This window comes from Serratia sp. Nf2, assembly GCF_003028435.1.
Taxonomy (GTDB): domain Bacteria; phylum Pseudomonadota; class Gammaproteobacteria; order Enterobacterales; family Enterobacteriaceae; genus Serratia; species Serratia marcescens_L.
Map to the genome: position 1 here is coordinate 287,857 of NZ_PYTW01000003.1, position 21,008 is coordinate 308,864.

Here is a 21,008-nt window from a genome sequence, read left to right on the forward strand (position 1 = left end):
ACAGCAGGCCCGGTCATCATGGCCGGGCCTGTGCGTTAACGCTTAGACGATCTTCGGTTGGCCGTCCGAGGCGGTCGCCCCACCGTCGACCGGAATGTTGGCGCCATTGATAAAGCTGGCGTCGTCGCTGGCCAGAAACGCCATCACCGCCGCCACTTCTTCCGGCTCCGCCGCACGCCCCAGCGCGATGCGCTCATTGAACTTGTCGCGGATTTCCTGTGGCCAACCGTTGGTCATGTTGGTTTTCACCAGGCTCGGGCAGACCGAGTTGATGCGCACGCCGTCACCGCCGTGGTCCAGCGCCATGGCGCGCGTCAGGTTGACCACCGCGCCTTTCGCCGCGCAGTAATAGGCCGCGCCCCAGTCACCGCCCAGACCGGACACCGACGCGGTATTGACGATGCAGCCCTTGGTCTTCAGCAGGTGCGGCAAGGCGAATTTGGAACAGAACACCACGCCGTCGATATCGACCCCAGCGATGCGGCGCCAGTCGTCGACGCTGGTTTCCAGCACGCTGCCCGCCACGTGTACGCCGGCGTTGTTCAGCAGGACGTCGATGCGGCCCAGTTTTTCCGCCACCTCGTTCATCATTTTTTCAACCGCGACGTGATCGGACACGTCGATATGTACCGCCATCGCCCGGCCCTTCGGCAGCGAAGCGGCAACCTTATCTACCGCCTCTTTGGCCCAGTCGGCCAGCACCACGATGGCGCCCTCGGCGGAGAAACGCCGTGCCGCCGCTTCCCCCATGCCGTTGCCCGCACCGGTGATAACCACGACTTTATTGTCAAAACGCATGAGACCTCCTCCATGTGAACGTATTTATATAAGTCATACAAATCTCATTACCCCGAGGATAAGACTCCCCGCCCCTGAGAGCCAGTCAAAACGTGCGGTTTATTAACCAAAAGGAGGTATGTCAGTGATTTCAATGCGCTGGATTAACCTTTATCGGATTTTGGCCAACATACTGATGGATAAAATAAAATTACGGAGAGTCACTATTTGTCAGGCGGATTGTCAGTGGGCGAGACTATTGCAGGTGTGCGGTTATGGCCACACAGAGATAAACGATGTGAATGAAAAACGGCAGCCGCCCGCAGGCGGCCGCAACTATTTTTTCTCGATGGGGACAACCAGCAGATCGACGTTCAGTTCGTTGATCGCCTGACGCGCCGAAGAGATCAGTCGGCTCCAGACATCATGATGGTGGCCGAAGATCACCAGGTCGAACCCTTTTTCCTTCGCCACCCGATTCAGTTCTTCCGTCAACGCGCCGCGGCTGACGATCACCTCTTCGACCGGATAGGACGACTGCCCTTTGATCGCATTGAGCATATTCTTCACCCGCTCCGAAAAGGTGCGATCGGTGTAGTTGTAATCGCCCACGCCCAGATCGACGTAATAACCGGCGCGATGAATGTCGATATAGATCAGGGAAAGTTTGGCATTGAGCGCAGCGGCCAGCCTGGCGCCCTTGCCCAGCAGGAACTCGGCGTCTTCGCTGAGATCCGTGGCGACAACAATATGCCGGTAAGCCATGATGGCGGCCCTCCTCGTCAGATCCGTAAACAGGATGGCGCTCCTTGCCGCATGTTTCTTATGCACCTTAAGTTTAGCCCAGCGCCGGTTCACTCGCCTGCCGCACCGTCGTTCCATCCGTGGAACGATGCATCCCGACTGCACGGTCTACCGGATTTTTCTCCCCTCCCTACACTGTAGGCAAGTGCTGAGTTTCAGCCTTATCAATCAAAGAAGATACCCACTGACCTCACGACGAGAAAAGGAAAACACCATGAGCACTCCAGCCAACTTCAACGGCCAGCGTCCTGTTATTGATGCCAATGACGCGGTCATGCTCCTGATCGACCACCAGAGCGGCCTGTTCCAAACCGTCGCCGATATGCCGATGACTGAACTGCGCGCCCGCGCCGCCGCCCTGGCCAGCATCGCCACCCTCAGCAAACTGCCGGTGATCACCACCGCCTCTGTGCCGCAGGGCCCGAACGGCCCGCTGATCCCGGAAATTCACCAAAATGCGCCGCACGCGCAATATGTCGCCCGCAAAGGGGAAATCAACGCCTGGGACAACCCGGACTTCGTGGCGGCGGTCAAAGCCACCGGCCGCAAAACCTTGATCATCGCCGGCACCATCACCAGCGTCTGCATGGCCTTCCCGTCCATCAGCGCGGTGGCCGAAGGCTATAAAGTGTTCGCGGTGATCGACGCCTCCGGCACCTACTCGAAAATGGCGCAGGAAATCACCCTGGCACGCGTGGTGCAGGCCGGCGTGGTACCGATCGACACCGCCGGCGTGGCCTCGGAGCTGCAGGGCAGCTGGAATCGCGCCGACGCTCAGCAGTGGGCCGAGGTTTACACCAAAATCTTCCCGGCCTATCAGTTGCTGATCGAGAGCTACCTCAAAGCGCAGGACGTGGTGAAAAACAACGAACGGCTGGACTCGCAGCGTTAAGATCGTGGGCATAAAAAACCCCGGCCAAGGCCGGGGCTATTAATCGCGTGCCGGTGACTTTCCCGGCTGTCATGTTATGGCGTAAGCGTCCATCCAACACTCCAACATTACGCAGCCTAAGCGCGACTTTTTCACAACAGAAAAATAGACTGAAACGCGGCGTTATTAATTCTGCGGCAATCTGTTTTTCTGTTGCCAATAATAATTAATTATTGGAACGTCATCGAGGAATCGAACCCCAGTCCGCCAACGGATAATTTCGCTGCCGCTCTTCCTGCTGAGCTAATGACGTATTGGTAAAGACTCCGGGCGAACCCGGAGTTTATTCAGGCTGAGGACGTTATTTCTTAACTGCTCCGGCTTAAACCCTCATCGCTGTCGTAAGAAATCGTACCTCGGCCGAAAATTATAACGCGACCACGTTGCCGGCAGAAGGGCCCTTCATGCCATTTTCGATAGTGAACTCAACCTGTTGGCCTTCGTCCAGCGTTTTGAAATCGTTGCTCTGGATAGCAGAGAAATGTACGAACACGTCTTTGCTGCCGTCTGCCGGGGTGATAAAGCCGAAGCCTTTACCTGCATCAAACCATTTTACCAAACCTGTCATTTTAGTAGACATAGAGATATTTCCTTTATATTTTTGCGACGCCATAGGGCGATAGAGGTCTGTTTTTATTGGAAACTTATGGGGCACTAGAGAAGAAAATTCGCGGAAGAAGAGGTATCTGAGGGATATCGCTAATACTGAGAACTGCTTTACTAAAACTGCTTTCATAAGGTCTGTACTACAAACCGATGACCCTATTTACACACGAATGAGTTATTTAAGCAAGCAATATTTAAATTATATTCATATGGCTCATAAATTTATTATCGCAAAAGGCCGCTGACGCCTGTCGCTACGGGCAGGTAAAAAAAGGTCTCGCCCTGCTGGATCACATCGGCGATTCATTATAAAACTAAGACTACCCCGTTTCTTACAGGCCGTTAACCGATGATCGATATGCCAGCCGTGCTCGCCGTTTTCACCGTCTATATCGTCGGCGTGGTGATCCCCGGCCCCAATTTTGTCGCCGTCGCCCACAAAGCCGTTTCCGCGCGCCGCAGCGAGGCTTTCGCTCTGGTGGCGGGCATTGTATTGGTCAACCTGTTCTGGGCGAGCAGCGCCCTCCTCGGCATCGGGATAATTTTCGCCTTGTTCCCCTGGTTGGCGCTAGCGGTAAAAGTGGCCGGCGCCGGCTATTTACTGTGGTTCGGCTATCGGCTTATCGCCCAGGCGGCGCCTTCTTCCGGCCCCTCCACGGTGACCGGGAAAAGCGGTTTTCGCGTCGCTTTTCTGCAGGGCATCGCCACCAACATCGCCAATCCCAAATCCATTGCGTTTTACGCCGCCGTCTTCTCATCAGCGGCGCCCGCCCATGTTTCTACGCCGACCTTCCTCGCCATGCTGTTGGAAGTCGCGGCGATAGCCAGCTTGTGGTACGGGCTGGTGGCGCTGGTGTTGTCGCACGCCCCTGTCGCCGGCGCCTACCGCCGCAGCAAGGCTTGGATCGATCGCGCCTGCGGCACGTTGATTATCGTACTGGGGCTGCGGCAGCTGCTCAGCCGATGATCGCGATCCCCAGCCGCTCCAACAGCTGCGCGGCCTGGTGGCTGTCCATTTTAACGCCCTGCAGATCGGTGGTACGTAAATCCAACTCGCCCAGTTCCGCGTTGCTCAGATCGCACTGGGTGACGTCGGCGGCACGCCAGTCGAAACCGGAGAATTCGCCGCCGGACAGATCCGAGCCGCTGAAGCTGGCGCCAAGCACCTGTGCGCCGTGCCAGCGGTTTTCCCACAGCTCGCATTTCTCCAGCACCACCTTGGCGAAGTTGGCATAGCTCAGGTTGCTTTTGGTGATATAGGCGCTGCAAAACCAGGTGCGGCTGGTGATCATGTTCATAAAACTGGCGCCGCGAAAATCGGCGCCCTGCGCGCGGCATTCGCGGATTTCGATGCCCAACGCGTTGGCATGACGAAAATCGGCCATCGATAAATCACAGCTTTTAAAACTCGCGTCTTTCAGTATCGCACGGCTGAAATTGCCGCCCTGTCGGCTGTCGCGATCGTAAAACTGGCAGCCGATAAACTCGGTGCCGGTCAGATCGGCGCCCGAAAAATCACACAGCATAAAGCTGCCGTTTTCAATCTTCTCGCCGGTAAAGCGGTTACGGTCTATCTTTTCACCCTTCAACATCAGACTCATCGCAGCGCACCTGTTTATTTATACAGTCAGTGCGGCATTTAATCCTATTCCGGCAGGGTTGGCAACCGTCGCCGATCGGCGGGCCTCCGTTCTAACGCCACCTTGACGATGCTGAATGTCCTGACGCTCTCCGCCTGAGCGACGTCGGCAAACAAGCGGGGGTAACGGGAGTTGACCACCCACACCTCGCCATCGCGCAGCGCGGCGCCGGTCGGCCCATCCAATCCCGGCGGCGTGGCGACCGCGGCGACATGGGCGCTGGCCCAGCCGTCGGCCGAGGCGAGCAGCGTCACGTCGCCGGACATGCTCCCTTTTTCACCCGGAAAAGACTGTACGATTACCAATTCGTTGGCGTTTTTGAGCCGCAGCCCGTCCGGCCCTTTCAGCCGCTGCGGCAGCCTGATTTCACTTACCGCAGGTGCGTTATCCAGCGTCACCTTCCACAGCAGCCCGCGGGTGTAGTCCGACGCAATCAGGTAGCCATCCGGGTGAGACACGATGCCGTTGAGATAAGGCTGCGTGCCCTGCGCAGCGGCGGGGGCGTCGGCCGGCATCAAACGCGCTGAGCGCACCAGAATCGACACCTGGCGCGTTGCCCGGTCGATCTTGTAAATCTGCGGCTGGAAGCTGTCGGTCACATAGATATTGCCCTTTGCGTCGAGCGCCAGATCGTTGGCCAACGTCGGACCACGGCTTAACGACGAAAGATCGTACGTCTGCTGCAGCGCGCCGGTATCGAGACTGAACTCCAGCACCTGCGCCACGCGATTGCGCGTGCCGGTGGCCGAGTAGAGGGACACGCCCACGTCTTCGTTGCACACCAGCACCCGGTTGCGCTCGGCGTCCACCAGCATGCCGGAGGTAGTGATGAGCCCCTTACCGGTGGAAAACCGCCGATAGCGGCCATCCGGGTAGACCAGGCCAAGCTGCCCACCGCGCAGGGAGGAGACCAGGAACGCACCGGCGCGTGCATTCCAGGCGATGCCCTCAGGGTAAGCGCCGGCGACATCCGGCGAGAATTCGATGCGCTGCGTGGCCTGCGCCTGCATGACGCCGCTGAGAAACAGCGCGACGCCGGCCAACGGGGTGACGCGTCGGTGCCACGGCAATAAGAAAGAAAAGAGGCTGAAACGGAACATGTGCATGACCCTGATGAGGACTCGGATCGCTAGAGTAGGATCGCGCCGCTCACGGCACCAGCCGGGAAAAAGGCAATGCGCCACTAAAAAAATCGCAGTAATCAGCGCAAAAAAACCGCCCGATGCGGGCGGTTGAGGTGACGGCGAACCGTTACTTCAGGGCTTCCTGAATGGCGTCGGCCATCGGGCCGATGTGCTTTTCCGCCGCCTTCAACTGGAAATCTACGCCGTTGCCGTCGTTGGTATCCGACAGCGTGGCCTTGATCAATTCCAGCGCCGCCTGCACCGCCACCAGCCGTTTGTGCTGTTCGTCCGTGACCGGGTCGGCGCCCATATTGGCCGGATAGTAATGTTCTAACATCGCGATCTCCTTTTGATGACGTTAACCTCTAACCTACCAGAAAACCGCGCATTTACTAAGGAAACCAGGCCCTGCGCGGCCGAGTGGCGATAAATTGCACTATACTGGGCAAACACTTTCCCCTGTAACAGGATCATCGCCATGTCATTCCAGGGAAGCTGCCACTGCGGCGCCGTCACCTTCTCCGTGGACGCCGAACTGCCCGCCGACGCCCTCAGCTGCAACTGTTCGATCTGCCGCCGCAAAGGGCTGTTGCTGTCTTTCTTCCCCATCAGCGCATTCACGCTCAACAGCGGCCAGGACCAGCTCAGCACCTACACCTTCAATCACCACAAGATCCGCCATCAGTTCTGCCGAGTCTGCGGTGCCCAGCCCTTCGCCTACGGCACTGCGCCGGACGGCGCCGCGATGTGCGCCGTCAACCTGCGCTGCGTGCCTGACATTGCGCTGGATGCGTTGCAGATCCACAGTTACGACGGCGCCAGCGTCTGAGATCCCGCGTTTTCAGCGGTAGACGGAGAATTTCTTGGTCAGCGGCTTAAGCTGTTCGGCGTCGCCGTAGAGCGCCACCGCCACGAAATCCAGCTGTTCGTAAGGGGTGTTGGCGGTGTCGGCGATCTGCTGTTCGGCGGAGTGCGACAGCATGGTGGTGGTGAAGAAGTTGGACAACACGCCCTCTTCCTTGCACTTCAGAATCAGGTTGCTGAGCTGGCTGCTGTTCTTGGCCTGCAGGATCACGATCGGATAGTGGCTCATATTGGCGCTGACGCCGTCGAGGCTGCTCGGATAGTGGTGAAACTCGCGCTGCTCGATCAGATCGGTGATGCCCGCCGTCAGATGGCAGGAAGCGTTAAACAGCGTGGCCGGTTCGTGATTACGGTTGAGGATGATATAAAATTTTTTCTCGTTGTCGCTGTACATGCTCTTCTCCTTGAATAGGCAGCCAGTTTTACCCAACCGGCGCACGGTTTCAAGGCGCGATAAGGGGCCGCGTCCGGCCCCCGTAATCACGCTGCCGACTCAGACGGCGCCTTCACCCGGACCGAGCGGCTGCGCCACCTGATGCAACACGGTGATGTTCTGCAAAAGCGTGCCGCCGTCGATCGGTTTCATCTGACCGTCGCGATCTTTATAGTGCGTCGGCTTGGCACCGTGGAAAAACAGCCCGGCGTTGACCTGCACGCCCAGATAGCCTGCGCTGGCCGGCAGGCGCTGCACGTCGGTCCAGGGGTTGGAAACCGGCACGTACTGAAAGCCTTCGCTCGTCTTGGCGTACAGCGGGCGCAGCAGCGTAACAAAGGCCATCATCGGCGACAGCGCGTCTTTAAAGATCTGCACCGGCCGATCGACCGTCATCAGGAAGCCCTGCGGCTGCTCCTCAACCGTGTCGAGGCTCAGGCTGCTGCTGATATCATCACCCCGGCCGCCATAGCTCCATTCAATGGCCGGCGCTCCACTCTCGTTCATCATCTCTGACATACACTGCTCCTTATAAAATGAATACAACACGCCTGCTGCGTGCCGGAACAGTAAACCGCTGCGGGGGGACCCGCGTCCACGCCGGGCGGCACGCTGGCGAACCAAACAACGAAGGCGCGCAATCAATAAAGCTCGAAATGAATAATTTCTCCGCGTGATAGCGCAGCATTTGAACGACCTCAGCCGTTGCAAGAGCACATAGTGATGGCGTTACCGCCACTGGAGAGTGTTATGACCACGATTAAACCGGACGCCATCGACCGCGTCTTTCCTGCCGCTACGCCCTGGTTAGCCGTCGTCAACGTGCTGTTCGCCGGCATCGCCGCGGCGCTGCACGTGGGTAAGGCCACCATCGCGCTGCCTGCGCTGCAGGCCGAGTTCGGCCGTTCGCTTGAGGCGCTGAGCTGGGTCATCTCGGCCTTTCCTTTCGTCGGGGTGTTCGGCGGTATCGCCGCCGGGCTGCTGGTACGCCGCTGGGGCGACCGGCGCCTGCTGGCAGTAGGGTTACTGATCATCAGCGCCGCCAGCTTCACCGGCGCCACGCTGCACGACTTCAGCGGATTGGTCGTCAGCCGCTTTATCGAAGGCCTCGGCTTCGTGATCGTGGTGGTCGCCTCGCCGGCGGTGCTGAACCGCATCGTCGCCCCGGCGCAGCGCAGCCTGGTGTTCGGCATCTGGAGCACCTTCATGCCGGCGGGCATCGCCATTTCACTGTTTTTCGGCCCCCATCTCGCCGACTGGCAACAAAGTTGGCAGGCCGGTGCGGCGTTGACGCTATTGGCCGCCGTGCTGCTGCCGCTGACCACGTCCCGCCGTGCCGCCGAGGCGCACGTTCCGCCGTTACATCTGCGGCAAGCGCTGGGCGCGATGCTGCGGGCGCGCCGGCCGCTGTTGCTGGCGTTAATGTTCACCACTTACAACCTGCAGTTTTTCTCGGTGATGACCTTCCTGCCGATCTTCCTGATGCAACGCATCGGCCTGTCGCTGGCGGCCGCCGGCGGCATCAGCGCGGCGGCGGTAGCGGCGAACATCATCGGTAACCTCGCCGCCGGGCTCTTGCTGTCGCGCGGTCTGCGGGCCGGGAGCCTGCTCGCGGCCACCAGCCTGGTTATCGGCATCTTCGGCATCGGCATTTTCCTGCCGATGACGCCCAACGGCCTGCTGATCCCCTTGTGTTTCCTGTTCTGCGCCATTGCCGGCATGCTGCCCGCCACCATTCTGGCCGCCACGCCGGCGGCGACGCCGGAACCGACGCTGCTGCCGCTGAGCCTGGGGCTGGTGATGCAGGGGAACTATCTCGGCCAGGTGATCGGCCCGGTCGCGCTGAGCGCCATCGTGGCCGCGGCCGGTTGGGCGGCTCCGGCCTGGCTGGTGCTGGCGGCGGCCCTGTTGGGGGCGCTGTTGGCGCTGGCTTTTCTCAGCCGGCGGCATAATGCGGGGTGATAAGCGGAAAGGTCGTTCTGTTTGTTATAAGCGGTGCTGAATTTTCCCTGGTGCAGGTGCCTGCCTATCGTGAAGGATATGGCCAGTGATGATCAAGGCCCGATAATGACAAGGCGCCGGTGGCCGCGAAATACATCAGCAGGCCGGCAAAGGCGATCAGTAGCGTTTTCTCGATGACGCCGAGTCGTTTGTGTTCAGTCATTTGCATACTCCTTCGTGATATCGGGCGAACGGCCGCCCTCATCAACACTAGGAAAGCCTGGCGCAGGCGGCAAGCGTGGCTCACAAAATGAAACACAATCGATAAATTTTGTTAATTATTTAGCCCTCTTTCTTTTCTCACGCCGCCGCCTGTTCACCGTACGGCGCCCGCCTTGCCCTTAATAACCCTATGGAATACGCCACTAAAAATCCCCTACCGGTTAAGCAAAGGTGATGATAGTGTTGTTTTCATTCAGTTCATCTATGCTGAAAATTCATCTTTTGAGGGACGACTATGATGTCTAAAGGCATTTCCAAGGGATTCTTTATTCTGATCCTGTTTATCGTTACCGCCGCCTTTCTTGACGTGCTGGGGCCTTACTACTCCTCAGTGCTGTGGGCGATTATTCTGGCGGTGATTTTCCATCCGGTGAAAAAGAAGCTGAAGCAGTACGTCGGCGAACGCAACGGCGTGGTGTCGCTGCTGACGGTGGCGCTGATCTGCCTGATCGTGTTCACGCCGTTGGCGATCATCGCCTCGTCGCTGGCGATGGAATTCAACGTGATCTACACCAAACTGCAGACCAACAACAGCCAATTGCCGACCATGCTGGCGGACTTTATGCGTCACCTGCCCGGCTGGGCGCAGCGCTTCCTGGCGGAACATAACCTCAACAGCGCCGCCGAGATCCAAAAGCAGCTTTCCGAGGTGGCGCTCAAGGGCGGGCAATACCTGGCGGGCAGCGTCTTCCTGATCGGCAAGGGCACCTTCAACTTCGTCGTCGGCTTCGGCGTAATGCTCTACCTGCTGTTCTTCCTGCTGAAAGACGGCCCCTACCTGGTGAACCTGGCGCTCGAAGCGCTGCCGCTCTCCCAGCACGTGAAGCACCACCTGTTCGTGAAGTTCGCCGCCGTCTCCCGCGCCACCGTCAAGGGCACGGTGGTGGTCGCCGTGGTGCAAGGCGCGCTCGGCGGGCTGGCGTTTTACTTTACCGGCATCGACGGCAGCCTGCTGTGGGGCGCGCTGATGGCGTTCCTGTCGATCATCCCGGCCGTGGGCTCCGCCATCATCTGGGTGCCGGCGGTGATCTACTTCTTCGCCACCGGCATGCTGTGGAAAGCCATTTTCCTGGTGGTGTTCTTCGTGGTGGTGATCGGCCTGGTGGACAACATCCTGCGCCCCCTGCTGGTGGGCAAAGACACCAAAATGCCGGACTACCTGATCCTGATTTCCACCCTGGGCGGCATGGAGATCTACGGCATCAACGGCTTCGTCATCGGCCCCTTGATCGCCGCGCTGTTCATCGCCTGCTGGAACATTCTGTCCGGCCGCGACAGCGAGGAGAACATCGAAGAGATCGACGAAGCGTTTATCGAGGAAGGCAAGAACCATCCCGACGCGGTGGAGTAAACCTCCCGCAGCGAATCACGCAGGGGGCCAATTGGGCCCCTTTTTTTGTCTGTGGTATCCTTGCCCGGCTCACAAGGAAGAACGGGTTTCGTTATGCTTATTTTTTACGCCACGCTGGCTATCGCTTTCACTCTGCTGTGTCTGCTAGCCTTTATCTATTGCGCTTACCAGCTGTCGAAGCACGGCGACGTCAAGTTTTTGGCCTCGCTTTCGGTACTGATCTTCGCGCTGCTGGCCTTCTATGCCGCTTACGGCTACGTCAGCACCTGGCTGCAACAGCAGGCGGTCGATGTCCGGCTGTATTAGCGCGATGGGATGAAAAAGACCTGCTCCGGGTCGCCGTCATCGAGATTGTCAATTTGGCCGCTGGCGACAAACCCGGCGTTCAACAGCAGCCGCTGCATCGGCAGGTTGGAGCGATTGGTGGAGGTGAACAGCTTCGGGTGTCGGCAATGGGATTTCAATGCCGCAATCAGCGCCAGCCCGACGCCCCGGCGGCGATAGCGCTCGCCGACCATCAGCATCTCGATAAAGCCGCAGCCGAAGAAGTGATAGTGCAGCACGCCGTAGCCCATCACCACGCCCCGTTCTTCGGCAAGATAACAGATGCTCTGCCCGCACCAGGTGCGGATCTGCGCCGCGCGCTGCGGCTCACGCAAGGCAACGCTGTCGAGGGCGATCAGGGCTGCGGCATCGGTTTCAGTGGCAAGACGAACAGGCATGTTTACCCCCTCATGCTTATGGGTGACGGCGGCACCGCTTCAACGAAACGGCAACCGAAGCGGGATAACTTTTACATCCCCGCCGAATTTTGTAATCCTATTATAGAGTTACTAAAACACACGCCAAGGAAGGAAAGCATTTCCCGATGAGAATACCGCAAATCTCCGCCGCCCTGCTGTGTACCCTGCTGCTGACGGGCTGCCAGTTCCACAAAACCGTGTTCCCGCCGCCGTATATCGGCACCCCGCAAGAGATCAGCACCTACGAAGTGAAAGGGCTGACGTTCGTCACCACCGTCACCTTCAGCGGTCTGTTCGCCGAAGACCTGGTGCGCGAATACGCACAGAAACATCACTACCGCTATTACGTGGTAACGATGCGCAGCAACGGTTTTAAAGATCGAGCCGAGCGCGTGAGCGCGATGATGTATCGGTAGGTATTGGCAACATATGCCGTGAAAGAGTGCCGAAAAATCCAGGTTCAGCATAGGAAAGCGCGATACGGAACGTGGCAAAGCCACAGGCCGCATGAAAGTGCGGCCTGTGGCTTCTTTTAACCCAGTTGCCGCCCTTTACCTTCTACTGTCACTACGGGCGAAATTCCAACGTGATAATTTGGAACGCATTATGAACCTCTGGCGTTGGCGGCTTAGGCAGACGCGCATCGGCAACCGCCTTCATGGCGGCACGGCAAAGATCCGGATCGCCACCTTCAGTTCGAACACCGACTGGCATGCCGTCCGGCGCCAGCGTGATACGCAATGTACAGCGTTGGCCTGAGTAAGTGGCGGCGTCTTTTAAATGGCGTTGAATCTCAGCTTGCACCTGAGTCATGTAATGTAATTTCTCTTTTCCCGGCGCCGGCGTCTTTGGGTCGCCAAGGTTGGCGAAAAGATCATCGACCTCTTTATTCGCCGTATCGTTTTGGCTGGGGGCAGTACTCTTGGCACACCCCGTTAACGTCAGCGCGGTCATCGCCGCCAATAGTATCGCGATGCCGGTTTTGTAGCCTGAATGCGTTATTTTCATATCCCTGTCCTTTTGGATGATTATCAGCCGAATCAACGTTGTATTCGAAAAAATCCCCGATGAATACTTATACAGAATTAACGCCAAACCACCAGAGACATTGTTAGTATCAAGCATCGGCATGCGGAGTATCTTGGGCCGATGGTGACATGAAGCCATAGCGCACTCACCGGGCAGTACGTCTGCGAACCCTGACCTATTGATAACTTTGTTATCCGAACGATCAATCACCCCATCAATAAATTAAGAAATTCTTAATTTTTTATCGCATTAAAAGCGTTTCAACGCTAACAATCTGGAGATTCTGCCTATAATTACTTTCCTGCTATTAAATTCATTTAAGTAACCAGGATGGTGAGTATGAAAAATAAACGACTCTTTGCCGCGCTTCTTACTGCGACTACGGTGATGTTCATAGCGGGCTGCGCTTCCAATCAGGCGATCAAAACAACGGATGGCAAGACCATTGTCACCGACGGCAAGCCTCAGGTCGATAAAGATACCGGGTTAGTCTCCTATCGAAATGCAGAAACGGGCAAAACGGAACAGATCAATCGAGACCAGATTGCAAACATGAGTGAGTTGGATAACTAAAAGGAGCTACAAATGAAAAAAACGCTTGTTCTTCCCGCGATCGCCCTGGTTGCCATCGCCGCACTGTCAGGCTGCACACGCACCAGCTACGCCATCCATACCCACGACGGTCGAACGCTCATCAGTGACGGCAAGCCGAAAGAAACCGCTGCCGGGTTGATCGGTTATACCGACGCCAATGGCGTTAAGCAGCAAATCAACAAGACGGAAGTCAAAGAGGTTTCAGAGATCCCTCATTAAGGTTCCGATAACCTTAGCCAGCTAAAATCAAGGGGGCCAATGGCTCCCTTTCTACTCAAAAAACCGGCGTACTTGCCTGCATTTAACGATAACGTCGATAAACACCTGACATTTAGCGCCAACGTTCTCAGGTTTGCCATACGGATCTCTCCTTTCCCTGCATCAAGCAGCTATAATCCAAAAAGTGGAGTTTTTTGATAATGATAAGGAGGGAGTATGTATAAAACTATCTTGGTTCCCGTGGATATTACCGAGCCGGAATTAACACAGCAGGTCATCCCGCATGTCAACGCGCTCGCCAGGCTCGAAGACTCCCACGTCCATTTCCTGGCGGTGATCCCGTCGCGCGCCACCTACGCCGCTTTCGGCTTTGCCGCCACAGCGGCGATAGAAACCAAAGACGAAACCATTGCGCTAGCGACCGAGGGGCTGGCAAAAGCGGCAAAAGAATTCAGCGTGCCTGAAGATAGAGTGACCACGCACGTTGCCGTCGGCGATCCTAAAGATCAGATCCTGGAACTCGCTGATGCGCTTAACGCGGAGATTATTGTGATGGGTTCCAACCGCCCTTCTGCGATCACTTACCTCCTCGGTTCCAATGCCACCGCCGTCGTCCGCCACGCCAATTGCCCGGTGCTGGTCGTGCGTGAATCGGCTAACGCCGCTCGGTGAGCCTATCCGATACCTCACTCACATTTGAACAATAAAAAAACGGGAGCCCTAAGGCTCCCGTTCTCATTCAAACGCCAAACACCCTTACATATGTTTAACGATAGCGTCGCCAAACTCTGAACATTTCAGCAGTTTAGCGCCTTCCATCAGGCGTTCGAAGTCATAGGTCACGGTCTTGGCGGCGATGGCGCCTTCCATGCCTTTAACGATCAGATCAGCCGCTTCGAACCAGCCCATGTGGCGCAGCATCATCTCTGCGGACAGAATGATGGAACCTGGGTTCACTTTGTCCTGGCCGGCGTACTTCGGCGCGGTGCCGTGAGTCGCTTCGAACAGCGCGCAGTCGGAGCCGATGTTGGCGCCCGGCGCGATGCCGATACCGCCTACCTGGGCCGCCAGGGCGTCGGAGATGTAGTCGCCATTCAGGTTCATACAGGCGATCACGTCGTATTCCGCCGGGCGCAGCAGGATCTGCTGCAGGAAGGCGTCGGCGATCACGTCTTTAACCACGATCTCTTTGCCGGTGTTCGGGTTCTTGATCTTCAGCCATGGGCCGCCGTCGATCAGCTCGCCGCCGAACTCTTCACGCGCCAGCTCATAGCCCCAATCCTTGAAGGCACCTTCGGTGAACTTCATGATGTTGCCTTTGTGAACCAGGGTCACGGAGTCACGGTCGTTGGTGATGGCGTATTCGATCGCCGCACGCACCAGACGCTTGGTCCCTTCTTCGGAGCATGGCTTCACGCCGATACCGCACTGCTCTGGGAAGCGGATTTTCTTCACGCCCATTTCGTCGCGCAGGAATTTGATCACTTTGTCCGCTTCGGCGGAGCCGGCTTTCCACTCGATGCCGGCGTAGATGTCTTCGGCGTTTTCGCGGAAGATCACCATGTCGGTCAGCTCAGGCTGTTTCACCGGGCTTGGGGTGCCCTGGTAGTAACGCACCGGGCGCAGGCACACGTACAGATCCAGCTGCTGGCGCAGGGCCACGTTCAGAGAACGGATGCCGCCGCCGACCGGGGTGGTCAGGGGGCCTTTGATGGCGACGCGGTAGTCGCGGATCAGGTCCAGAGTTTCGTCCGGCAGCCACACGTCTTTACCGTAAACGTGGGTAGATTTTTCGCCGGTGTAGATTTCCATCCAGGAGATTTTACGTTCGCCGTGGTAAGCCTTTTTAACGGCTGCATCAACCACGTGGATCATGGCAGGAGTCACGTCAACGCCAATGCCGTCGCCTTCGATGAACGGGATGATCGGGTTATGAGGAACAACCAGTTTACCCTGGGCGTCAACCGTGATTTTTTTACCTTCTGCCGGAACAACTACTTTGCTTTCCATCAACCTCTCCTTCAAGCGCAATTTTGTTAATGCTTTGTAAGATGCGTGTAGATACTACTTGAATATTCGGTCCGCGCCAATCCGAAACGGATTCGGTTATAATGCGCTTATCATCCGTAATCTCAACTGTTATGAAAAAATTCTCTGTTAGAAATCACAACGTTAAACGATTCAGCAAGCCGAATGCCGCCAAACCCGCCGCGCCGAAAGGGCCGCGCCGAATTGTGTTATTCAACAAGCCCTTCGACGTGTTGCCGCAGTTCACCGACGAAGCCGGCCGCGCCACGCTGAAAGAGTACATCCCCTTCCCCGACGTTTACGCCGCCGGGCGCCTGGATCGCGACAGCGAGGGGCTGCTGGTGCTGACCAACGACGGCCAGCTGCAGGCGCAGCTCACCCAGCCGGGCAAGCGCACCGGCAAAATCTATTATGTGCAGGTCGAGGGCGCGCCGCAGGAGAGCGATCTGGCGCCATTGCGCAGCGGCGTCACGCTGAAAGACGGCCCCACGCTGCCCGCCGGGGTGGAGTTGGTGGCCGAGCCGCAGTGGCTGTGGCCGCGCAACCCGCCGATCCGCGAACGTAAATCCATTCCCACCCACTGGCTGAAAATCACCCTGTATGAAGGGCGAAACCGCCAGGTGCGTCGCATGACGGCGCATATCGGGTTCCCTACCCTGCGCCTGATTCGCTACAGTATGGGTAATCTTTCGCTGGGTTCACTGCAACCCGGTGAATGGAAAACTATCGATTCCCTGTAGACCGATAACTGATGGAGGCGACATGAAGAACACACTGACCGCGCTGCTGTTCACCGCACTGGCGGCCCCACTCGCCGCCCAGGCCGCCAGCTTCGACTGCGCCAAGGCGGCAAGCCGCGATGAGCGCGCCATCTGCGCCAACCGCACGCTGAACGATCTGGACGTGCAAATGGCCACAAAATACCAATTCCTGCGCGGCCTGTTCGCCATGGGCGCGCGCGGCGCGATGCAGGACAGCCAGCAGGACTGGCTGACAAAACGCCAGCGGTGCGGCGGGGATACCGCCTGCCTGCTGCAAAGCTACCGCACCCGCATCGCCGAGCTGGACGACATCTACCGGCGCATCGACAAACCGTTGTAAGGAGAGCGCATGTTCAAACCGCACGTCACCGTGGCCTGCGTGGTGCACGCCGCCGACAAATTTTTGGTGGTCGAAGAGACCATCAACGGCAAAGCGCTGTGGAACCAGCCAGCCGGCCATCTGGAGGCCGACGAGACGCTGGTGCAGGCCGCCGAGCGCGAGCTGTGGGAAGAGACCGGCATCCGCGCCACGCCGCAGGCGTTCCTGCGCCTGCACCAGTGGATCGCGCCGGATCACACGCCGTTCCTGCGTTTTTGCTTCGTTATCGAGTTGGAACAGCCGCTGCCGACCGAGCCGCAGGACAGCGACATCGATCGCTGCCTGTGGCTGAGCGCCGACGAGATTTTGCAGGCGCCCAACCTGCGTTCCGCGCTGGTGGCGGAGAGCATTCGCAGCTACCAGCAGCCGGAGCGCTACCCGCTATCGCTGGTCGGCAGCTTCGCCTGGCCGTTTTAAGGGCGCCGGGCAGCACAAGATGAACAGTGCGCCGGCGCGGCCAACGTGGTAAAATCCTGCGCTTGTTTTTATCAGCACGGTTCGTGTTCAAGTTCGTGAGATCCCCATGTCAGACAACAGCCAGAAAAAAGTAATCGTCGGTATGTCCGGCGGCGTCGACTCTTCCGTTACCGCCTATCTGTTACAGCAACAGGGCTATCAGGTCGCTGGGCTGTTCATGAAGAACTGGGAAGAAGACGACGACGAAGAGTACTGCTCCGCCGCGACCGATCTGGCCGATGCGCAAGCGGTCTGCGACAAGCTGGGCATCGAACTGCACACGGTGAACTTTGCGGCGGAATACTGGGACAACGTGTTTGAGCTGTTCCTGGAAGAGTACAAGGCCGGCCGCACGCCGAACCCGGACATCCTGTGCAATAAAGAGATCAAATTCAAAGCCTTCCTGGAGTTCGCTGCCGAAGATCTGGGGGCCGATTTTATCGCCACCGGCCACTACGTGCGCCGCCAGGACGTGGACGGCAAGAGCCGCCTGCTGCGCGGCGTCGACGGCAACAAAGATCAGAGCTACTTCCTCTACACCCTGAGCCACGAGCAGGTGGCGCAGAGCCTGTTCCCGGTCGGGGAGCTGGAGAAGCCGGAGGTGCGCCGCATCGCCGAGCAGCTGGAGCTGGTCACCGCCAAGAAGAAAGACTCCACCGGCATCTGTTTTATCGGCGAGCGCAAGTTCCGCGACTTCCTCGGCCGTTACCTGCCGGCGCAGCCGGGCCCGATCGTCAGCGTCGACGGCCAGACCGTCGGCGAACACCAGGGCCTGATGTATCACACCCTGGGCCAGCGTAAAGGGCTGGGCATCGGCGGCATGAAAGACAGCAGCGAAGATCCGTGGTACGTGGTGGATAAAGACGTGGCCAACAACGTGCTGGTCGTCGCGCAGGGGCACGATCACCCGCGCCTGATGTCCGTCGGCCTTATCGCGCAGCAGTTGCACTTGGTGGATCGCCTGCCGCTGAGCGGCCCGTTCCGCTGCACGGTGAAGACCCGCTATCGCCAGCAAGACATCCCTTGCACCGTGACCCCGCTCGACGACGAACGCATCGAAGTGCGTTTCGACGAGCCGGTCTCTGCCGTCACCCCCGGCCAGTCGGCGGTGTTCTATCAGGGCGAAATCTGCCTCGGTGGCGGCATCATCGAACAGCGCCTGGCGTAATTCGCCTGCCACCCAAGAAAAACGCTGCGTTTATCGCAGCGTTTTTTTTATTCAAAATTCCACCTGCGCACCCAGTTCAATGACGCGATTCGGCGGGATTTCGAACAGGTCCGGCGCGCGCAGCGCATTGCGCTGCAACAGTTGGAACACCTTGCCGCGCACGCGCAGATACCAGGGCCGCTTGCCCAGCACCAGCGTATCGCGCGACATGAAGAACGAGGTCTCGTTCATGGTGAAGCTCATCCCTTCCAGGCCGCAGCGGTAAAGGATGTCCGTCACGTTGGGCGTCTCACGCCAGCCATAGCTCGCCACCACCCGCCAAAAGCTCGCCGACAGTTGTTCGATCGCCACCCGCTGCACGTTGTGCACGTACGGCATGTCGGTGGTGACGATGGTCAGCAACACCACGCGCTCATGCAACACCTTGTTGTGCTTCAGGTTGTGCAGCAGCACCAGCGGCACCGCGTGCGGCGTGCGCTCCATAAATACCGCGGTGCCCGGCACCCGCTTCGGCGGCGCCTTCTCCAGCGACTCGATCAGCGCGCTCAGCCCTTCCTGATTGTCGCGCAGCCGGCGGATCAGGCGCGAACGCTCGGTCTTCCAGGTCAACATGATCAGCAGAATGGTCAGCCCAAGCGCCACCGGCAGCCAGCCGCCGGTCGCCAGCTTGATCAGGTTGGCGCCGAACAGCGGTACGTCGATGCACAGCATGACAACCAGCATCAGTCCGCCCAGCGCGCGCGGCCAGCCCCAGTTTTTGACCGCCACGATGCTCAGCAAAATCGACGACAGCAGCATGGTGCCGGTCACCACGATGCCGTAAGCCGAGGCCAGGTTACTGGAATGTTTGAAACTGATAATCACGATCAGCACCGCCGCGAACAGCAGCCAGTTCACTACCGGAATGTAGATCTGCCCGGACTCCTGATCGGAGGTATAGATGATGCGCATCGGCGGCAGGTAGCCCAGCCGCACCGCCTGCCGCGTCAGCGAGAACACGCCCGAGATCACCGCCTGCGAGGCGATCACCGTCGCCAGCGTGGCGATCACCAGCAGCGGGATCAGCGCCCAGGTCGGCGCCAGCAGGAAGAACGGGTTGTTGATCGCCGCCGGATTGGCCAGCAGCAGCGCCCCCTGGCCGAAATAGTTCAGCACCAGCGCCGGCGCCACCAGCGTAAACCACGCCAGACGGATCGGTTTTTTACCGAAGTGGCCCATATCGGCGTACAACGCTTCGGCGCCGGTGACCGACAGTACCACCATGCCCAGCGCAAAAAACGACACTGCCTTGTATTCGAAGAAGAAATTCACCGCCCAGTAAGGGTTCAGCGCCCGCAGCACGCCGGGATGATGCAGAATCCCGCCGATACCCAGCAGCGCGAGCGTCAGAAACCAGATAACCATCGCCGGGGCGAACAGTTTACCGACGCTGCCGGTGCCGCGTTTTTGGATCGCAAACAGCGCGGTCAGCACCAACAGCGACAGCGGTACGATAAAGCTGTCCAGCTCTGGGGCGATAATCTGCAGCCCCTCGATGGCCGAGAGCACCGAAATGGCCGGGGTGATCACCCCGTCGCCGTAAAAGAAGCTGCCGCCCACCAGCCCGATCAGCACCGCTGCCGGCACCCAGCGCGCATCCAGCTTGCGGATCGCCAGCGACATCAGCGTCAGGATCCCTCCCTCGCCGTCGTTGTCGGCACGCATCACAAAACAAATGTACTTAATGGACACCACCAGCGTCAGCAGCCAGAAAATCAGCGACAAAAAGCCGTAAATCGAGGCCGGCGTCAGAGTGATGCCTTCCTCCGCCGTCAGGCATTCGCGCAGGGTATACAGCGGGCTGGTGCCAATATCGCCGTACACTACGCCGATGGCCGCCAGCGTCACCGTCGGCAGCGGCTGCTTGTTTTTTACGTGCATATTAAGATCTTTATTTGAGGGCTCACGTTGGCAGTATAGATGCAGCCGCCGCACTTTATTTGCCGCCGCAACAATAAGTTCGCGTCGCCACGCCGGCGATTTTCGCCGCCTATTTGCACAGTTCTGCGCCGCACGGCGCCTCCGCCTCGTCACGGGCGTATTAGACGCTGGGTTTACCCTCGATTTTGTGGCATGATCCGCGGCATTCGTTGTCATCGTTGTTACAGCCACGCCCGTTCGTTAACGTTCGCGGCCGCCGCCGTTACCCCTGCGATACACACAACCTTATGCAGTAAGCCATGTACCGTTCACAGCGTTTACAGGAGTAATCGTGGCGAAGAATTATTATGACATCACGCTGGCCATGGCGGGTATCAGCCAGGCGGCGCGTTTGGTTCAGCAGTTGGCCCATGAAGGGCAATGCCACCGCGAAGCCTTTCAGACCTCGCTGAAGAGCCTGCTGCAGATGGATCCGCCCTCCACGTTGGCGGTGTTCGGCGGTGAAGAACGCAACTTGCTGGTCGGCCTCGAAACCCTGATGGGCGTGCTTAACGCCAACAACAAAGGGCCGGGCGCGGAACTGACCCGCTACACCATCAGCCTGATGGTGCTGGAGCGCAAGCTCAACGCCAACAAACAGGCGATGAACACGCTCGGTGAACGCCTCAGCCAGCTCGAACGCCAGCTGGCGCACTTCGATCTTGAGTCGGACACCATCATCAGCGCGCTGGCCGGCATTTACGTCGACGTGGTCAGTCCGCTCGGGCCGCGCATTCAGGTGACCGGCTCGCCGGCTATCTTGCAGAACCCGCAGGTGCAGGCCAAGGTTCGCGCCACGCTGTTGGCCGGCATTCGCGCCGCCGTGCTGTGGCAACAGGTCGGCGGCAGCCGTCTGCAGTTAATGTTTTCCCGTAATCGTCTGTTCAAACAGGCGCAAAATATCGTTGCTCATTGTTAA

28 protein-coding genes and 1 pseudogene are annotated in these 21,008 nt (G+C 58.5%); 15 read left to right on the forward strand and 14 right to left on the reverse strand.

Annotated elements, in window-relative coordinates; translation table 11 throughout:
• Positions 1-42: 42 nt before the first annotated feature.
• Both C9411_RS09165 and C9411_RS09170 read right to left on the reverse strand, forming a co-directional pair.
• Positions 43-798: an SDR family NAD(P)-dependent oxidoreductase gene (locus C9411_RS09165; protein ID WP_025302549.1), complete on the reverse strand. Its 756-nt coding sequence runs from the start codon at positions 796-798 to the stop codon at positions 43-45.
• Positions 799-1,113: 315 nt separating this feature from the next.
• Complete coding sequence (locus C9411_RS09170) at positions 1,114-1,542, reverse strand: universal stress protein (RefSeq protein WP_063989628.1); 429 nt, start codon at positions 1,540-1,542, stop codon at positions 1,114-1,116.
• A gap of 253 nt (positions 1,543-1,795) precedes the next feature.
• On the opposite strand from C9411_RS09170, the gene C9411_RS09175 reads away from it, so the two are divergent.
• Positions 1,796-2,473 carry an isochorismatase family protein gene (locus C9411_RS09175; protein WP_038877740.1) on the forward strand — a complete coding sequence of 226 codons (678 nt, stop codon included), beginning with the start codon at positions 1,796-1,798 and terminating at the stop codon, positions 2,471-2,473.
• A 213-nt stretch (positions 2,474-2,686) separates the two neighbouring features.
• Here the strand turns inward: C9411_RS09175 and C9411_RS09180 are convergent.
• Positions 2,687-2,765 (reverse strand): annotated as a pseudogene (locus C9411_RS09180).
• 114 nt (positions 2,766-2,879) lie between these two features.
• Complete coding sequence (gene cspA, locus C9411_RS09185; protein ID WP_033638238.1) at positions 2,880-3,092, reverse strand: RNA chaperone/antiterminator CspA; 213 nt, start codon at positions 3,090-3,092, stop codon at positions 2,880-2,882.
• Between the two features lie 375 nt (positions 3,093-3,467).
• Here cspA and C9411_RS09190 point away from each other — a divergent pair, with 375 nt between their 5' ends.
• Positions 3,468-4,085: a LysE family translocator gene (locus C9411_RS09190; RefSeq protein ID WP_063989627.1), complete on the forward strand. Its 618-nt coding sequence runs from the start codon at positions 3,468-3,470 to the stop codon at positions 4,083-4,085.
• Here the strand turns inward: C9411_RS09190 and C9411_RS09195 are convergent.
• The 3 genes from C9411_RS09195 to C9411_RS09205 form a co-directional block, all read right to left on the reverse strand.
• Positions 4,075-4,719: a Qnr family pentapeptide repeat protein gene (locus tag C9411_RS09195; protein WP_063989626.1), complete on the reverse strand. Its 645-nt coding sequence runs from the start codon at positions 4,717-4,719 to the stop codon at positions 4,075-4,077. The two genes, C9411_RS09190 and C9411_RS09195, sit on opposite strands and share 11 nt — an antisense overlap.
• Positions 4,720-4,763: 44 nt before the next feature.
• The gene (locus C9411_RS09200) at positions 4,764-5,858 is read right to left on the reverse strand and encodes an SMP-30/gluconolactonase/LRE family protein (protein ID WP_233221888.1); all 1,095 of its coding nucleotides are present in this window, start codon (positions 5,856-5,858) and stop codon (positions 4,764-4,766) included.
• 151 nt (positions 5,859-6,009) lie between these two features.
• Positions 6,010-6,219, reverse strand: a complete 210-nt coding sequence (locus C9411_RS09205) for a hypothetical protein (protein ID WP_063989625.1) — start codon at positions 6,217-6,219, stop codon at positions 6,010-6,012.
• A 141-nt stretch (positions 6,220-6,360) separates the two neighbouring features.
• Here C9411_RS09205 and C9411_RS09210 point away from each other — a divergent pair, with 141 nt between their 5' ends.
• The gene (locus C9411_RS09210; protein ID WP_107226917.1) at positions 6,361-6,711 is read left to right on the forward strand and encodes a GFA family protein; all 351 of its coding nucleotides are present in this window, start codon (positions 6,361-6,363) and stop codon (positions 6,709-6,711) included.
• A gap of 12 nt (positions 6,712-6,723) precedes the next feature.
• Here C9411_RS09210 and C9411_RS09215 read toward each other — a convergent pair whose 3' ends face one another.
• The gene (locus tag C9411_RS09215) at positions 6,724-7,140 is read right to left on the reverse strand and encodes a DUF2000 domain-containing protein (protein WP_033638236.1); all 417 of its coding nucleotides are present in this window, start codon (positions 7,138-7,140) and stop codon (positions 6,724-6,726) included.
• 99 nt (positions 7,141-7,239) lie between these two features.
• Positions 7,240-7,698: a hypothetical protein gene (locus C9411_RS09220; RefSeq protein WP_100396298.1), complete on the reverse strand. Its 459-nt coding sequence runs from the start codon at positions 7,696-7,698 to the stop codon at positions 7,240-7,242.
• A 231-nt stretch (positions 7,699-7,929) separates the two neighbouring features.
• Here C9411_RS09220 and C9411_RS09225 point away from each other — a divergent pair, with 231 nt between their 5' ends.
• Positions 7,930-9,141 carry a CynX/NimT family MFS transporter gene (locus C9411_RS09225; protein ID WP_107226918.1) on the forward strand — a complete coding sequence of 404 codons (1,212 nt, stop codon included), beginning with the start codon at positions 7,930-7,932 and terminating at the stop codon, positions 9,139-9,141.
• Between the two features lie 64 nt (positions 9,142-9,205).
• Here C9411_RS09225 and C9411_RS25820 read toward each other — a convergent pair whose 3' ends face one another.
• Positions 9,206-9,343, reverse strand: a complete 138-nt coding sequence (locus C9411_RS25820) for a hypothetical protein (RefSeq protein ID WP_197816679.1) — start codon at positions 9,341-9,343, stop codon at positions 9,206-9,208.
• A gap of 294 nt (positions 9,344-9,637) precedes the next feature.
• Between C9411_RS25820 and C9411_RS09230 the strand changes: the two genes are divergently transcribed.
• Together C9411_RS09230 and C9411_RS09235 are read left to right on the forward strand one after the other, a co-directional pair.
• A complete protein-coding gene (locus C9411_RS09230; protein WP_107226919.1) occupies positions 9,638-10,753 on the forward strand; it encodes an AI-2E family transporter in 1,116 nt (371 codons plus the stop codon).
• 93 nt (positions 10,754-10,846) lie between these two features.
• Positions 10,847-11,059, forward strand: a complete 213-nt coding sequence (locus C9411_RS09235) for a hypothetical protein (protein ID WP_063989619.1) — start codon at positions 10,847-10,849, stop codon at positions 11,057-11,059.
• Here C9411_RS09235 and C9411_RS09240 read toward each other — a convergent pair.
• Positions 11,056-11,475: a GNAT family N-acetyltransferase gene (locus tag C9411_RS09240; RefSeq protein ID WP_063989618.1), complete on the reverse strand. Its 420-nt coding sequence runs from the start codon at positions 11,473-11,475 to the stop codon at positions 11,056-11,058. The genes C9411_RS09235 and C9411_RS09240 overlap by 4 nt on opposite strands.
• Before the next feature lie 146 nt (positions 11,476-11,621).
• Here C9411_RS09240 and C9411_RS09245 point away from each other — a divergent pair, with 146 nt between their 5' ends.
• The gene (locus tag C9411_RS09245; protein WP_060440112.1) at positions 11,622-11,912 is read left to right on the forward strand and encodes a hypothetical protein; all 291 of its coding nucleotides are present in this window, start codon (positions 11,622-11,624) and stop codon (positions 11,910-11,912) included.
• 151 nt (positions 11,913-12,063) lie between these two features.
• Here the strand turns inward: C9411_RS09245 and tolA are convergent, their stop codons facing one another.
• Positions 12,064-12,627 carry a cell envelope integrity protein TolA gene (tolA, locus tag C9411_RS09250; protein ID WP_233221889.1) on the reverse strand — a complete coding sequence of 188 codons (564 nt, stop codon included), beginning with the start codon at positions 12,625-12,627 and terminating at the stop codon, positions 12,064-12,066.
• A gap of 237 nt (positions 12,628-12,864) precedes the next feature.
• On the opposite strand from tolA, the gene C9411_RS09255 reads away from it, so the two are divergent.
• From C9411_RS09255 to uspF, 3 genes are all read left to right on the forward strand, one after another.
• Positions 12,865-13,098, forward strand: a complete 234-nt coding sequence (locus tag C9411_RS09255; protein ID WP_063989616.1) for a YgdI/YgdR family lipoprotein — start codon at positions 12,865-12,867, stop codon at positions 13,096-13,098.
• 12 nt (positions 13,099-13,110) lie between these two features.
• Positions 13,111-13,338, forward strand: coding sequence for a YgdI/YgdR family lipoprotein (locus tag C9411_RS09260; protein WP_038877767.1), 228 nt, complete (start codon positions 13,111-13,113; stop codon positions 13,336-13,338).
• A gap of 216 nt (positions 13,339-13,554) precedes the next feature.
• A complete protein-coding gene (gene uspF / locus C9411_RS09265) occupies positions 13,555-14,010 on the forward strand; it encodes a universal stress protein UspF (protein WP_049202743.1) in 456 nt (151 codons plus the stop codon).
• Positions 14,011-14,094: 84 nt separating this feature from the next.
• Here the strand turns inward: uspF and icd are convergent, their stop codons facing one another.
• Complete coding sequence (gene icd / locus C9411_RS09270; protein WP_015377612.1) at positions 14,095-15,348, reverse strand: NADP-dependent isocitrate dehydrogenase; 1,254 nt, start codon at positions 15,346-15,348, stop codon at positions 14,095-14,097.
• A gap of 131 nt (positions 15,349-15,479) precedes the next feature.
• Between icd and rluE the strand changes: the two genes are divergently transcribed.
• From rluE to mnmA, 4 genes are all read left to right on the forward strand, one after another.
• Entirely contained in the window at positions 15,480-16,106 is a 627-nt protein-coding gene (gene rluE, locus C9411_RS09275) for a 23S rRNA pseudouridine(2457) synthase RluE (RefSeq protein WP_107226920.1), read from the forward strand.
• A gap of 22 nt (positions 16,107-16,128) precedes the next feature.
• Positions 16,129-16,467, forward strand: coding sequence for a lysozyme inhibitor LprI family protein (locus tag C9411_RS09280; protein ID WP_107226921.1), 339 nt, complete (start codon positions 16,129-16,131; stop codon positions 16,465-16,467).
• Between the two features lie 9 nt (positions 16,468-16,476).
• On the forward strand, positions 16,477-16,923 hold the full coding sequence (locus tag C9411_RS09285) for an NUDIX hydrolase (RefSeq protein ID WP_063989613.1): 447 nt from the start codon (positions 16,477-16,479) through the stop codon (positions 16,921-16,923).
• Between the two features lie 106 nt (positions 16,924-17,029).
• A complete protein-coding gene (gene mnmA, locus C9411_RS09290; RefSeq protein WP_107226922.1) occupies positions 17,030-18,130 on the forward strand; it encodes a tRNA 2-thiouridine(34) synthase MnmA in 1,101 nt (366 codons plus the stop codon).
• Positions 18,131-18,181: 51 nt separating this feature from the next.
• On the opposite strand, the gene kup is transcribed toward mnmA, so the two are convergent.
• Positions 18,182-20,050: a low affinity potassium transporter Kup gene (gene kup / locus C9411_RS09295; RefSeq protein ID WP_063989611.1), complete on the reverse strand. Its 1,869-nt coding sequence runs from the start codon at positions 20,048-20,050 to the stop codon at positions 18,182-18,184.
• A 331-nt stretch (positions 20,051-20,381) separates the two neighbouring features.
• On the opposite strand from kup, the gene hflD reads away from it, so the two are divergent.
• Positions 20,382-21,008 carry a high frequency lysogenization protein HflD gene (hflD, locus tag C9411_RS09300; protein ID WP_063989610.1) on the forward strand — a complete coding sequence of 209 codons (627 nt, stop codon included), beginning with the start codon at positions 20,382-20,384 and terminating at the stop codon, positions 21,006-21,008.